Source organism: Streptococcus sp. sy018, from assembly GCF_007859185.1.
Taxonomy (GTDB): Bacteria; Bacillota; Bacilli; order Lactobacillales; family Streptococcaceae; genus Streptococcus.
Genome location: NZ_VOHN01000001.1, coordinates 354,190 through 366,825, shown reverse-complemented (window position 1 = coordinate 366,825; position 12,636 = coordinate 354,190). Strand labels below are relative to the sequence as shown.

Here is a 12,636-nt window from a genome sequence, read left to right as displayed (position 1 = left end):
TTTACTCCTGACTAGCATTCCAAAATTTTATTATAGAAAGAATGGATTGTAAATTATTCACATGGCCTTCTATAAGTTGTTTATCAATTGATTCTCCTAGCTTCATGTCATTTGTTAAATAATAATGATAATACATCAATAAAACATTTTCTAGATATTCCCTAAAATCTAGTTGATCATGATTATCAAAATAATTACAAAATATATTGACAAAGGTTTTATCACTCCACTTTTGTATTAAAGTTTGTTCAAAAATCGTATAAAATAGGGTTGATAAATTATTTATTTTATAAGCAAGAGATTGCAATATCTCATCTGAAAGATGAGAGACATTAATAAATTGTATCAAATGTTTGAGACTATTGTTAGTTATACTTAGAGTGATGGCTTGTCCACTATGTTTCGTAATATTGACTTTTATTTGATTTCCACCATGATTTTTAGCTTTATACATGAGTTGGATAGACTCCTCAATTGCTTCATAGAGTGGAAATTTTTCATAGTGAATACTAATGCCAAAGGAAAGACTAACTTCTAATTCTTTTAATAATTTCTCTGAAAATATTGGGTTGTCAGTAAAAACTGTCCAAAATATCTGTTGTAATTCTTGACATATAGAAAGTACAGGTTTTACAGGAGATAAAAATAGTAAATCATCACCACCCGCATAAATGGTCATACCACCTCTATTATTAATCATTTGAGCTGCTCGTTTAGCATAATTTAAACAAGCCTTAGAAAATTGGCAGATACGATCGACTTGTTGTTCCAAAGGTAATATGTTTTCATCATCTTCTTGGCAGATACGTGTAAGTAATCTTCCAAACTTATCTCCATCAGAATTAACAACTGTAAAATAAGGCAGTGAATGTTCCGTATCACCTCTTGCAATATCAGTGATGGAACGAAAATGTCCCTTGCCTTCTTGCCATAAAAAGTTTTCATTCTTTGCTATTTGTTGATAAAGAAGACTAGATTGAACATAGATATTACGCTTCTTATCTTCACCTACAAACAGACGTTCAAAATAATTGATGTCTTCTGCTATTTTAGAGGTCGCCATCAATTCGAGTGCATCTAAAGATTTATTGAGGGTGAGAATAATGTTTTTACCATCTAATTCTTTTTCATCAAATATACAAAAACTAATTTGTAAATAATCTGATAAAAAATTTTCTATTTGAGCCGTATCTACATCTTTAAAAACAGTTAAATAAGATACCATTTTAGATTTTGTTTTCTCAACTATTTCATCTAAAACAGTTATCTCAATATTAGGAGAAGTGAATAAAATACGATCATGATATTTTCCAATACCGTCATCTTGTGTTTCTACTTCTAAGAAATAAGGTGAAAAAATGATAGCTTTTGGGCAATGATAAACGATATGTTCACAAAGTGTCTTAGTTACTTCTGAAAAAAATTTACTAGCATACCAAAGACCCGTAGGAGATATTGCTTCTTTAATCGTTTTAAAAATAGGTCCCGTAGTTATACCGATATATTTCATTTATAATTCTCCTTTTGTTGAGTGTGTACAGGAACAATTTTATGTGTTTTATCAAATAATCTCTGACAATGTTGATTATATTGTTTCACAGCATAGCTTAAAAAATCATGCAAGTCAAATTCATCTGGAGTTTTTAATGTAATTGACTTCTCTTTATTTTTAAAAATAAAAGACTGTTTTAAAATTAAATGGATTGAATCAGTTCGAGGGATAATATAAATATTATCGCTAATAATTTTAAAGAATAAGGGAGAATTAAAACGTTCAATTTGTTTATTATATTTATTATATTTATTATATTTATTTTTTATAAGCACCACGTCTGACTTAAACCTAATAAAGGCGCCTAGTCCTAATAATGCCCGTACAAATTTAGGATTTTTGTTAGTTTGATATTGAGTTTTTCGATAAGTACCATAAATTTTTACTATTCGTTTTTGTTTTAACTCAGCTTTTTCATTATCAATTCCTTTTTTATGCATGTAGTAAAATAATGAACTACGTTGATAATTTTTATTATTAATACCACTCTTTGTTAATTGATAAAAATTTTTGATATTTTCTAAAGCCTTATCAGTATTTTTCAACTGGTAGATTGTATCTACATGATAAACAGACGTCAACGTTTTAATAATTTTATCTTCTGATGGTTTTCCAATTGTAAAACTACCATGTCCTTTGCCCTGTACAGTTCCAAAATTTGTTGCAATAAAAAAATCTTCTATATAGTCTATAATAAGAGCTTGTAATCCTTTATCAAAACAAATAATTTCCATAACAGGAAAAGTAGTCACTAATTTCATATTTTCTGCTTTTCCATAATACATAGGAGATTTTTCATTTTCCTCTTTATTTTTTTTATTAAGTTTGAAACTTAGTTTATAATTTAAAGATTTGGTGTTTCTTAAAAAATACTCTTTTAATTTATGTTCATTAACTTGTTTAATAATGAATTGATCTAATTTTGGTTTAACCTCACTGGCTCTCAAAGTGATATTACTTGATAATTTTCCTTGAAAATGTAACATCGGAGCATGACAATATAGATTTACAGTTAGTTTAGGACCTTGAAATTCTAACATACTATTTTCCTTTCTTCGATATAATTTTAAACAATCCAAACCCCATCGAATTTTTTTCTCCTAATCCTACTTTGTATAAAAAATTTAAAATATAGGGGTCACCTGTGAGTTCATATTTACCTTTCCAAGCGGTGATATAATAGTTTTTATAAATAGTTACTATCTTATTTTTTAAAGAAAAATCGAGTGGTTTGATTGTAAAGGTATCTTCTATATGCTTATTATAAAAAGCTTTATATTTTCTTCTAAAATTACTATTTAAAGCTTCTTCAAAATCTGTTTCCAAAGGATTAAAAAATTTTGTATGTTTATTTTGAGTAGAATGTACAGTTATTGGTGAAATCATTTGAATATGATAAGAGCTTTGAGCTAGTTGTTCTTTTAAAACACGATAATGATTAATAAAAACTTTATGCATACCTAGTTTAGCTTCTTTAAATAATAATACTCCTGTGAGTAAATTTTGACAAAGGTCACTATCAATTGTACTAATTTCAAGATAAATTGGAGGAGTAAATATAATTTCTTTATTTATAATTTGATATTTGCCATATAATTGTGAAAAAGAAAAAAATTTAAAATTGGGTCGGTCCCTATTAGAATCCTTATCATGTATTCTTTGTGAAAATTCTTTATTATGGCTTAAAAGAGAATAGATAAAACTTTGCAAAATATGATGATGAGCTAATGGTAATCTAATGTTTTGTTGAGATGTTATTGTTAAAACTAGTCTCATATTTTTATCCTTTCTAAATTCATTTTATTATAATATGAATATTTAAATATTAAACGTTAATTATTTTACTGGATAGATTTAGTAATAAGTTTAGGCCTGTTTGCATAGTCTAAATAGTTTATTGATAATCTAGATAGAGGATTTTAGTAAAACTTTAATTCTATCATTATATTTACATCTTATCAAAGTAAATAATAAACCACAAATATAATGATAAAAATAGTAGATTAATAAATCGAATGATGTTCATTACTTAAATTATACAATTATTTTTTAGTTTTTTGAAAGAGAGAATTTGAATTTATTTTTTTAAATTATGAATCTAAAAACCCCCCAACAAGATTTATCTTTGTTGGGGGGGGTAGAGAATAAAAATTATTCCCACGATTTTAATCGCCCTAAGCGACTTGAAAACCTTGATTTACTAGGTTTTCGTAATCAAATTGTGATACTCTATTATTTAAGAGTAACTGAAGCTCCTGCTTCTTCAAGTTTAGCTTTGATTTCTTCAGCTTCAGCTGCAGGAACACCTTCTTTAAGCATAGATGGTGCACCGTCAACGATAGCTTTAGCTTCTTTAAGGCCTTCACCTGTGATTTCACGAACAACTTTGATAACGCCAACTTTTTTGTCGCCAGCAGATGTCAATTCAACGTCGAATGAATCTTTAGCACCAGCATCATCAGCACCACCTGCAGCAGCAACTGCAACAGGAGCAGCAGCTGTTACACCAAATTCTTCTTCGATAGCTTTTACAAGATCGTTAAGCTCAAGGATTGAAGCTTCTTTAATTTCAGCAATAATGTTTTCAATGTTCAATGCCATTGTAATGTCCTCCAAATATGTTTTATAAATATGATAATTGTGGTAACACTAGGCTACCAAACTGCTTATAATTAAGCAGCACCTTCTTTGCTTTCTGCAACCGCTTTGACCGCGTACGCCACATTGCGAACTGGTGCTTGAAGTACAGATAGAAGCATAGAAAGAAGTCCTTCGCGGTTTGGCAATGTCGCAAGGGCAACGATTTCTTCTTTAGAAGCAACAGCACCTTCGATTGCACCACCTTTAATTTCAAGGGCTTCAGCAGTTTTTGAGAAATCGTTAAGGATTTTCGCAGGTGCGATAACATCTTCGTTTGAAAATGCAACTGCAGTTGGTCCTACAAAGACATTTTCCATACCTTCAAGACCAGCTTTTTCAGCAGCACGACGTAGGATTGAGTTTTTAATAACTTTGTACTCAACACCACTCTCACGAAGATTACGACGTAGAACAGTATCTTGATCTACAGTCAATCCACGTGCGTCAACCACAACGATAGACGCTGCTGCTTTCATTTTCTCAGCAACAACTTCAACCAATTCTGCTTTTTTAGCAATACTTGCTTGACTCATTAGTTTTACCTCCGTTTTTATTTTGGCTAGGCACAAAAAAAGTGCCTAAACCCAGACACGAAAGTACAATACGCTCATAAATATCACGTTTTGTGCCTCGGTAGGATTTACGAGCTAGGCTCACCTACTGTCTTAGGTCAGTTTTATTTTAAAACCTCTATTATCATATCATTCTTTGTAAAAGCTGTCAAGGATTTTTATTTATTTTTTGAAAAAACTTCCTAAAAAATTAGGAAGTTTTCATAATTGCTCTAAAATACTATCCCAAGCCTGATCATAACCTTGTTTGGTTTCTGATGAAAAAACGATAAAGGTATCATTTTTATCAAAATCTAATTTTTTCTTGATTTCAGACTCGTGTTTATTCCACTTACCACGGGGAATTTTATCGGCCTTAGTGGCGACGATAATGACTGGAATTTCGTAATATTTTAGAAATTCATACATTTGAACGTCTTCGGTTGTCGGCAAATGGCGAAGATCGACTAAGCTAACCACGGCTCTTAGATTATCTCTTGTGACCAGATATTCTTCAATCATTCTTCCCCATTTGGCACGTTCGGCTTTGGAAACTTTAGCATAGCCATAACCTGGGACATCGACAAAGCGTAGCTTATCATCAATATTATAAAAATTGAGTAACTGAGTTTTTCCAGGTTTACTGGACGTTCTAGCCAGATTTTTCCGACCTAATAAGGTGTTAATAAAACTGGACTTACCGACGTTTGAACGACCAGCCAATGCAATTTCAGGCAAATCATCTTGGGGATAATGAGATTTATTGGCAGCACTGAGTTGGATAGTCGCATTATGGGTATTCAAATAAACTTCATTCATTCAACTCACCTATGCCGTTTCTAAGATAGGACTATCAGTACCTTCAACGGCTGATTTGGTAATTCGTACCGTTGTGACATTTTGTTGACTTGGCACTTCAAACATGATGTCTAGCATGGTTTCTTCAATGATTGAACGTAAACCACGCGCGCCAGTTTTGCGTTCAATAGCCTTTTGAGCGATCGCTTCTAGAGCAGCTTGTTCAAATTCTAGCGTGACACCATCATAAGATAATAAGGTTTGATATTGTTTAACCAAGGCATTACGAGGTTCAGTTAAGATGTTAACCAAGTCATCTACCGTTAATTGCTCTAGAGCTGCTGTTACTGGTAATCGACCGATAAATTCAGGAATCAGTCCAAATTTTTGGATATCTTCAGCGATAATTTCTTGCATATAAGAGGCATCGTCAGCAATCTTGCGATTATTTTGACCAAAGCCAATGACTTTTTCACCTAAACGTTGTTTGACAATATCTTCAATGCCATCAAAAGCTCCACCCACGATGAAGAGAATATTTTTGGTATCAATTTGAATCATTTCTTGTTGAGGGTGTTTGCGCCCACCTTGAGGTGGAACACTGGCAACAGTTCCTTCAATGATTTTCAAAAGAGCTTGTTGCACTCCTTCACCTGATACGTCACGAGTAATTGAAACATTTTCACTTTTTTTGGCAATCTTATCAATTTCATCAACGTAGATAATACCACGTTCCGCACGTTCAACATTATAATCTGCTGCTTGAATGAGTTTTAAGAGAATATTTTCGACATCTTCTCCTACATAGCCTGCTTCTGTTAAGGCCGTTGCATCTGCAATAGCAAAAGGAACATTCAAACTTTTGGCCAAGGTTTGAGCTAAGAAGGTCTTCCCAGAACCAGTTGGGCCAATCATCAGGATATTTGATTTTTGTAAATCGACATCATCGTCTTCCCGGCTTTCTGTAAAGGTGATTCGTTTGTAATGGTTGTAAACGGCAACAGCCAAGGCACGTTTAGCTCGGTCTTGTCCAATAACGTAGTTATTTAGAATCTCTAACAATTCTTTTGGTTTTGGCACTTCTGCCAAGTCGGCTAGAATGTCTTCTGCCAACTCTTCTTTGATAATTTCTTGTGATAAGGCAACACACTCATTACAGATATAAACATGCTTACCTGCAACAATTTTTCTCACTTCATTTTGATTTTTACCACAAAATGAACAATTAACAATTTCAGTCATCGTATCTCCAGACATTTTTCACTTTCCTAATTAAATAATGTGCCATAAAAGGCATGAATGGTGTTGACAAGATTTGTAAAGGCATTTAATAAGAATAAAGTCCCTAATCCATAGCGTTTTTTCTTGATAGCTACTAGGGCGCATAAGACACAAATGCCACACAAAAAGGCGGTAAAGACACCGAAAACACTTCGTTGCATCCTAAAAATTACTCCTTATTTCTCTCTAAAACAACTACATGAAAATCATAAGCGTTTTTTTCATCTTTTTCATAAAATACATCTGATACTTGCTCAAAGGTAGTTAAATCTAGCTTTGGAAAATAGGTATCTCCGTCAAATTCTCCATCTACCTTGGTTACTATCAACCGGTCGTAATAAGGTTCAAACAAGCGATAAATCTCACTGCCCCCAGCAATATAGAGGTTCTTATCTTGTTTGTCAAACCATTCAAGAACTTCTTCTACGGAATGAAGTATCTGTACGCCCTGAGCTTGAAATGTCTTATCTCGGCTAAGAATTAAATTCGTTCGATTGGGTAAGGGACGTCCTCCCAAACCTTCAAACGTAACTCGTCCCATTAGAATAGCCTGTCCACTTGTTATGGCTTTAAAATGAGCTAAGTCTTTAGGAAGATGCCAAGGTAGGCGACCCTCTTTGCCAATTAGTCCCTTGTTGTCTTCTGCCCAAATAGCACTTATTTTTTTTGTCATCAAGGCCTCATTTCTAAATTGCCAAGTCAAATGTTAACTGTGGTTTGATTGGGTCATAGTCCAGCAACTCAAAATCTTCTGGTTTGATCGCGAAAAAGTCGGTTTTATCTGGAACATTAAGTACCAATCTTGGTTGACACTGACTTGGTTGGCGGCGTAATAGTTCTTCTGCTTGCTCAAATTGATTGTCATAGATGTGGAGATTATTAACAAAATAGAAGAATTTTCCTACCTGCCAACCAAAATGTTTGGCAATCATCATTTGCAAAGCCACATACTGCATGGCATTGATGTGATGAGCAACTAACATGTCATTACTTCTTTGAGTAAGCGTGGCATCTAAATAAATGGTATCTTCAACTTGACGCACATCAAACATGGTCTGAAAGGCACAAGGCAAAAGCCCTTCTGATTCTTCAAACGCTTCATAGTCCCAAAGAGAAATCACATTACGGCGATTCCAAGGATTTTCTGCGAGTTGTTTTAGCAGTTTGTTGATAATGTCATGCTTTTTAACGACGGCACCATAACGTTGACCAATAGTACCCGTTTTGCCAACCTCCCAATCATTCCAATACTTGACCCCGTACTTGTCATTTAATAGTGACAGGTCGTTACTCTGATCTTGGTAAATCCAAAAAATTTCCTTGATAGCCGACTTTATCGGAATAGGACGCAAGGTGGTGATGGGAAATTCGCCCTGTGACAAATCATATTGGGCAAAAGCACCTGTGATATATTTAGAATGAGCAACACGTCCATCTTTATATTGGGGACGAGCTTGTTGACTAAAGACACCTGTTGTCATGATTTCTTTGATATTATCTTGAAATATCTGATCTGCTTTTGTCATGATTACCTCGTTTGTATTGATTACTTCTAGTTATTTTACCTAAATTAAATCAAAAAATCCAGTAAAAAAGATAGCTACCAATTAGCTTGACATCTCGAAGTTTTTTCAATGGCAAATGGGCTTTTTTATGTTAGAATTAAGAGCAACTAAATAAAGATAAACCTAAATAAGATAGGAGATAAAATCATGCTAATCGGCATTGATAAAATCGGTTTTGCAACCCCAAAATATCAATTAAAAATGACAGAACTGGCTATGGCTCGAGAGGTTGATCCAGCCAAATATAGCGAAGGCTTGTTGCTAGACGCATTGAGCATTGCTCCAATTAGTGAAGATATTGTGACGTTAGCGGCCAGTGCAGCTCAAAGTATCCTCACTGATGATGATAAAGAAAAAATTGACATGGTGATTGTGGCGACGGAGTCTAGTATTGACCAAAGTAAAGCGGCAGCCGTTTATGTTCATGCGTTGTTAGGCATTCAACCATTTGCTAGAAGTTTTGAGATGAAAGAAGCATGTTATAGTGCCACTGCTGCTCTCAATTATGCTAAATTACACATTGAAAAGTCGCCAACTTCTCGTGTTTTGGTCATTGCTAGTGACATTGCCAAATATGGTATTCAATCAGCAGGCGAGCCAACTCAGGGAGCAGGAAGCCTTGCTATGTTGGTCACTGCCAATCCACGAATACTGGCTTTTGAAGATGATAATGTTGCTCAAACCAGAGATGTCATGGACTTTTGGCGTCCAAATTATTCAGACGTTCCTTTTGTCAATGGCATGTATTCGACCAAGCAATACCTAGATTCTTTGACAACTACTTGGGCAGAGTATCAAAAACGTACTGGTTTGACCATAGCTGATTTTACGGCTTTTTGTTTCCATCTTCCCTTCCCTAAACTAGCACTCAAGGGTTTAAACAAATTGATGACAAAAGACTTAGCTTTACCTCATCAAGAACAATTAAAGGAAAATTTTGAGCATTCGATCGCTTATAGCAAGCAAGTCGGAAACATCTATACCGGTTCACTGTACTTGGGATTACTTTCTCTTTTGGAAAATGCAAAAACACTACAAGCAGGTGACCGTCTTGGCTTTTTCAGCTATGGCAGCGGTGCTGTGTCTGAAATTTTTAGTGGGCTTTTAGTTGAAGGATTTAACAATCAACTCTCATCGACTAGACAAGATGACTTAGATCAACGTACTCCTTTGTCTATCTCTGAGTATGAACAGCTTTTCTTTGAACAGGCTCAGTTAGATGAAAATGGCTCAACTAGTTTTGCAGAGCACCAAACCAATACATTTAGATTAACTGGTATCGAGCAGCACCAAAGACAGTATAGCAAGGTGGACTAAGATGAACTGGACTGGATTTGCTAAAAAAACACCCCAAGAACGACAAGAACTGATGAAGCAGTTGCCTCATCTTTCTGACCAAAGTCGTGATATTTTAACCACTAATCAACAACTGCCACTTACTGTGGCCAATCAAATGGCAGAACACGTTTTTGGTCAATTTAGCCTACCATTTAGTTTGGTGCCAGATGTTATGGTAGATGGTCACGTTTATCAAGTGCCTTTTGTTACAGAAGAACCTTCAGTGGTTGCAGCCGCTAGCTTTGCTAGTAAAATCATTAAGCGTTCGGGGGGCTTTGAAACGACCTTGCACAACCGCCAAATGATTGGACAGGTGATTTTGTATGATGTTCCTGATTTAGCTATTGCCAGTCAGACAATTTTAGCCAATAAATCTGACTTATTAGAGCTTGCTAATCAAGCCTATCCTTCTATTGTCAAACGTGGTGGTGGAGCGTGTGATTTGTCAGTTGAAACCTATCAAGATGAACAATCCTTTTTAGCCGTATTTGTCACCGTTGATACCCAAGAAGCTATGGGAGCTAATATGGTCAATACGATGATGGAAGCCCTGAAACAACCACTAGTAGACCTTAGTCAAGGTCAGTCTTTAATGGCAATTTTGTCTAATTATGCGACAGAATCCTTGGTCACGGCAAAGTGTGCTATTGATTTACGTTTTTTGAATCGTAATAAGGAAAAAGCTAAAGAAATTGCCCAAAAAATCGTTTTAGCGAGTCAGTTTGCTAAGCTCGACCCCTATCGAGCAGCCACTCATAATAAAGGGATTTTTAATGGGATTGATGCTCTGATTATGGCTTTAGGAAATGATTGGCGAGCGATTGAGGCGGCAGGACATGCTTATGCCAGTCATAAGGGGACCTACCAGGGCTTGAGCACTTGGATCTATGAGGCTGAGCTAGAGCAACTCGTGGGAGAAATGACCCTACCTATGCCGACGGCTAGTAAGGGGGGATCCATTGGCTTAAATCCTAGTGTTCAGTTAGCACATGATATACTTGGGCAAGTTGACGCCAAATCATTGGCTAGACTTGTCGTGTCTATTGGTCTAGCTCAAAACTTTGCTGCCTTAAAGGCTTTGGTTGATACAGGTATTCAAGATGGTCACATGAAATTACACGCCAAATCATTAGCCCTATTGGCAGGAGCTGAAGACAAGGAAGTGACGCCTCTTGTCAAACAATTACTAGCAGAAAAACACATGAATCTTGATACGGCTTCTGCTCTTTTAGAAAAACTGCGACAACATTCTAGTTAAAGGATTTAGTAAGAGCATTTAAAAACTAGTTAATAGAAAAAGTCTTATTTTTTAATAAGACTTTTTCTGTGATTATACAAAATTACAATCCTTGTGATTTGGCTTGCTCAAACCACTTCTCTATTTCTTCATATGGTGTCATGTGAACATGATCAGGGCGTGTTTCATAACGAGCTTCATAGCTATAGGTTGTTTGCCATTGCTTGGAGGTATGGTCATAGATAATCCATAACTCTGTTGGATAGGATTGTTCATAGCTCAAACATAATTGTTGTAAATCTTCTCCATACTCAAGACCTTTTGTAAGCATATCAAAGACGGTATCAGAAGAATTATCTATTTGCTTATCTGTATCAAAAAAATGATTTAACTCATGCCTGTCAATATAAGTGTCTTTAATTCGATAAAAAAGATCGAAACTTTGTACATATTTTTCTGTTACACAATAAATATAAACACCATCTACTTGATGATTCGCATAATTTAATGCTAAATCAATCATCTGTTTTTCAATGGATTTGAGTTTTGTTTCTAAAGTCATTGTTTGCTCCTAAGCTATCTCAAAGAAATGATATTTACTAAACTCTCTTGGAATACTATCACAAGAGAGTTTAGATTGATTAGCTTTTACAATCCTTGTGATTTGACTTGATCAAACCATTTGTAAAATTCTTCGTATGGTGTTATTTGGACATGCAATGGAGCTTTTTCATAACGAGCTTCATAGCTATAGGTTGTTTGCCATTGATTTGATGTATGGTCATAGATTACCCATAATTCAGTTAGATAGGGGCTATCGCTTGATTGATGTAAATCAATGATTTTAAAAATTAAATCTAAACCATCTTCTAAAAATTCAAATTGATAATCACTTGATTTATCTATTTGATAGTCTGAACTTAAAAAATCATTTAAAAAATGTCGTTCTACGTAATTATTTTGAATACGGTAAAAAGCATCAAAACTTTGTACTGTTCGTTCTAAAACAGCATAAATATAAATACCATCCACTTGGTGATTTGCAAAATCTAATGCTAAATCAATCATCTGTTTTTCAATGGTTTTGAGTTTTGTTTGTAATGTCATATACTTTCTCCTAAGCTATCTAAAAGAAATTATATCATAATTTACTAAACTCTCTTGGAATACTATCCCAAGAGAGTTTAGATTTATTAGCTTTTACAATCCTTGTGATTTGACTTGATCAAACCATTTATCAAATTCTTCTTCAGGAGTCATATGAATATGATCAGGACGTGTTTCATAGCGAGCGTCATAAATATAGTCTATATCTAGTTTATTATTGTCAACATCATAAATCATGAAACATTCTGTATGAGGAGGTTTTCCCAATTCAGCATAATGCTTCCTTATTTTTTTGATGAGTTCTAAACATGAATCTAATAAAATATTTTGTTTTTCATCAGATTCATCAATAAATTCAATATCTGATAAAACTTGATTGAGTTCCCCTCTTTCAACATATTTGTCATCAATCTTGTAAAAAACATCAAAACTTAACAAATATCTTTCAGAAACATAATAAATATAAATGCAGTTGGCTAAATGATTAACATATCTACTAGAGGCAATAATCATTTGATCATGATAGTCTCTTAATTGTTCATCTAATATCATTTTGATTTAACCTTT

At 34.3% G+C, this 12,636-nt stretch carries 15 protein-coding genes and 1 other annotated feature; of the genes, 2 read left to right on the top strand and 13 right to left on the bottom strand.

Annotation, left to right across the window (positions count from 1 at the left end; genetic code table 11):
• Position 1: 1 nt before the first annotated feature.
• The 10 genes from cas10 to FRX52_RS01740 form a co-directional block, all read right to left on the bottom strand.
• On the bottom strand, positions 2 to 1,510 hold the full coding sequence (gene cas10 / locus FRX52_RS01785) for a type III-B CRISPR-associated protein Cas10/Cmr2 (RefSeq protein WP_146538283.1): 1,509 nt from the start codon (positions 1,508 to 1,510) through the stop codon (positions 2 to 4).
• Positions 1,507 to 2,592, bottom strand: a complete 1,086-nt coding sequence (locus FRX52_RS01780; RefSeq protein ID WP_146538282.1) for a hypothetical protein — start codon at positions 2,590 to 2,592, stop codon at positions 1,507 to 1,509. The genes cas10 and FRX52_RS01780 overlap by 4 nt, the downstream gene beginning before the upstream one ends.
• 1 nt (position 2,593) lies before the next feature.
• A complete protein-coding gene (gene cas6, locus FRX52_RS01775; protein ID WP_146538281.1) occupies positions 2,594 to 3,328 on the bottom strand; it encodes a CRISPR-associated endoribonuclease Cas6 in 735 nt (244 codons plus the stop codon).
• Between the two features lie 456 nt (positions 3,329 to 3,784).
• Complete coding sequence (gene rplL, locus FRX52_RS01770) at positions 3,785 to 4,153, bottom strand: 50S ribosomal protein L7/L12 (protein WP_146460436.1); 369 nt, start codon at positions 4,151 to 4,153, stop codon at positions 3,785 to 3,787.
• 71 nt (positions 4,154 to 4,224) lie between these two features.
• Positions 4,225 to 4,725, bottom strand: a complete 501-nt coding sequence (gene rplJ, locus FRX52_RS01765; RefSeq protein WP_146460434.1) for a 50S ribosomal protein L10 — start codon at positions 4,723 to 4,725, stop codon at positions 4,225 to 4,227.
• Positions 4,726 to 4,751: 26 nt separating this feature from the next.
• Positions 4,752 to 4,880: a sequence feature (ribosomal protein L10 leader region), on the bottom strand.
• An 85-nt stretch (positions 4,881 to 4,965) separates the two neighbouring features.
• A complete protein-coding gene (yihA, locus tag FRX52_RS01760; RefSeq protein ID WP_146495335.1) occupies positions 4,966 to 5,562 on the bottom strand; it encodes a ribosome biogenesis GTP-binding protein YihA/YsxC in 597 nt (198 codons plus the stop codon).
• 9 nt (positions 5,563 to 5,571) lie between these two features.
• The gene (gene clpX / locus FRX52_RS01755; RefSeq protein ID WP_398586610.1) at positions 5,572 to 6,783 is read right to left on the bottom strand and encodes an ATP-dependent Clp protease ATP-binding subunit ClpX; all 1,212 of its coding nucleotides are present in this window, start codon (positions 6,781 to 6,783) and stop codon (positions 5,572 to 5,574) included.
• A gap of 26 nt (positions 6,784 to 6,809) precedes the next feature.
• On the bottom strand, positions 6,810 to 6,983 hold the full coding sequence (locus tag FRX52_RS01750; RefSeq protein ID WP_146460428.1) for a hypothetical protein: 174 nt from the start codon (positions 6,981 to 6,983) through the stop codon (positions 6,810 to 6,812).
• Between the two features lie 8 nt (positions 6,984 to 6,991).
• Complete coding sequence (locus tag FRX52_RS01745) at positions 6,992 to 7,495, bottom strand: dihydrofolate reductase (protein WP_146538280.1); 504 nt, start codon at positions 7,493 to 7,495, stop codon at positions 6,992 to 6,994.
• A gap of 13 nt (positions 7,496 to 7,508) precedes the next feature.
• Complete coding sequence (locus FRX52_RS01740) at positions 7,509 to 8,348, bottom strand: thymidylate synthase (protein WP_146538279.1); 840 nt, start codon at positions 8,346 to 8,348, stop codon at positions 7,509 to 7,511.
• Between the two features lie 186 nt (positions 8,349 to 8,534).
• On the opposite strand from FRX52_RS01740, the gene FRX52_RS01735 reads away from it, so the two are divergent.
• Both FRX52_RS01735 and FRX52_RS01730 read left to right on the top strand, forming a co-directional pair.
• On the top strand, positions 8,535 to 9,704 hold the full coding sequence (locus FRX52_RS01735) for a hydroxymethylglutaryl-CoA synthase (RefSeq protein WP_146538278.1): 1,170 nt from the start codon (positions 8,535 to 8,537) through the stop codon (positions 9,702 to 9,704).
• Position 9,705: 1 nt separating this feature from the next.
• Positions 9,706 to 10,983, top strand: coding sequence for a hydroxymethylglutaryl-CoA reductase, degradative (locus FRX52_RS01730; protein WP_146538277.1), 1,278 nt, complete (start codon positions 9,706 to 9,708; stop codon positions 10,981 to 10,983).
• Between the two features lie 82 nt (positions 10,984 to 11,065).
• Here FRX52_RS01730 and FRX52_RS01725 read toward each other — a convergent pair whose 3' ends face one another.
• The 3 genes from FRX52_RS01725 to FRX52_RS01715 form a co-directional block, all read right to left on the bottom strand.
• Complete coding sequence (locus FRX52_RS01725; RefSeq protein ID WP_146538276.1) at positions 11,066 to 11,524, bottom strand: hypothetical protein; 459 nt, start codon at positions 11,522 to 11,524, stop codon at positions 11,066 to 11,068.
• 86 nt (positions 11,525 to 11,610) lie between these two features.
• The gene (locus FRX52_RS01720; RefSeq protein WP_146538275.1) at positions 11,611 to 12,069 is read right to left on the bottom strand and encodes a hypothetical protein; all 459 of its coding nucleotides are present in this window, start codon (positions 12,067 to 12,069) and stop codon (positions 11,611 to 11,613) included.
• Between the two features lie 93 nt (positions 12,070 to 12,162).
• Positions 12,163 to 12,621: a hypothetical protein gene (locus tag FRX52_RS01715; RefSeq protein ID WP_146538274.1), complete on the bottom strand. Its 459-nt coding sequence runs from the start codon at positions 12,619 to 12,621 to the stop codon at positions 12,163 to 12,165.
• Between the last annotated feature and the right edge of the window lie 15 nt (positions 12,622 to 12,636).

Bases quoted from the DNA above. Each gene is read 5' to 3' on its own strand.
- cas10 (WP_146538283.1), bottom strand. From the start codon at position 1,510: ATGAAATATATCGGTATAACTACGGGACCTATTTTTAAAACGATTAAA.
- FRX52_RS01780 (WP_146538282.1), bottom strand. From the start codon at position 2,592: ATGTTAGAATTTCAAGGTCCTAAACTAACTGTAAATCTATATTGTCAT.
- cas6 (WP_146538281.1), bottom strand. From the start codon at position 3,328: ATGAGACTAGTTTTAACAATAACATCTCAACAAAACATTAGATTACCA.
- rplL (WP_146460436.1), bottom strand. From the start codon at position 4,153: ATGGCATTGAACATTGAAAACATTATTGCTGAAATTAAAGAAGCTTCA.
- rplJ (WP_146460434.1), bottom strand. From the start codon at position 4,725: ATGAGTCAAGCAAGTATTGCTAAAAAAGCAGAATTGGTTGAAGTTGTT.
- yihA (WP_146495335.1), bottom strand. From the start codon at position 5,562: ATGAATGAAGTTTATTTGAATACCCATAATGCGACTATCCAACTCAGT.
- clpX (WP_398586610.1), bottom strand. From the start codon at position 6,783: ATGACTGAAATTGTTAATTGTTCATTTTGTGGTAAAAATCAAAATGAA.
- FRX52_RS01750 (WP_146460428.1), bottom strand. From the start codon at position 6,983: ATGCAACGAAGTGTTTTCGGTGTCTTTACCGCCTTTTTGTGTGGCATT.
- FRX52_RS01745 (WP_146538280.1), bottom strand. From the start codon at position 7,495: ATGACAAAAAAAATAAGTGCTATTTGGGCAGAAGACAACAAGGGACTA.
- FRX52_RS01740 (WP_146538279.1), bottom strand. From the start codon at position 8,348: ATGACAAAAGCAGATCAGATATTTCAAGATAATATCAAAGAAATCATG.
- FRX52_RS01735 (WP_146538278.1), top strand. From the start codon at position 8,535: ATGCTAATCGGCATTGATAAAATCGGTTTTGCAACCCCAAAATATCAA.
- FRX52_RS01730 (WP_146538277.1), top strand. From the start codon at position 9,706: ATGAACTGGACTGGATTTGCTAAAAAAACACCCCAAGAACGACAAGAA.
- FRX52_RS01725 (WP_146538276.1), bottom strand. From the start codon at position 11,524: ATGACTTTAGAAACAAAACTCAAATCCATTGAAAAACAGATGATTGAT.
- FRX52_RS01720 (WP_146538275.1), bottom strand. From the start codon at position 12,069: ATGACATTACAAACAAAACTCAAAACCATTGAAAAACAGATGATTGAT.
- FRX52_RS01715 (WP_146538274.1), bottom strand. From the start codon at position 12,621: ATGATATTAGATGAACAATTAAGAGACTATCATGATCAAATGATTATT.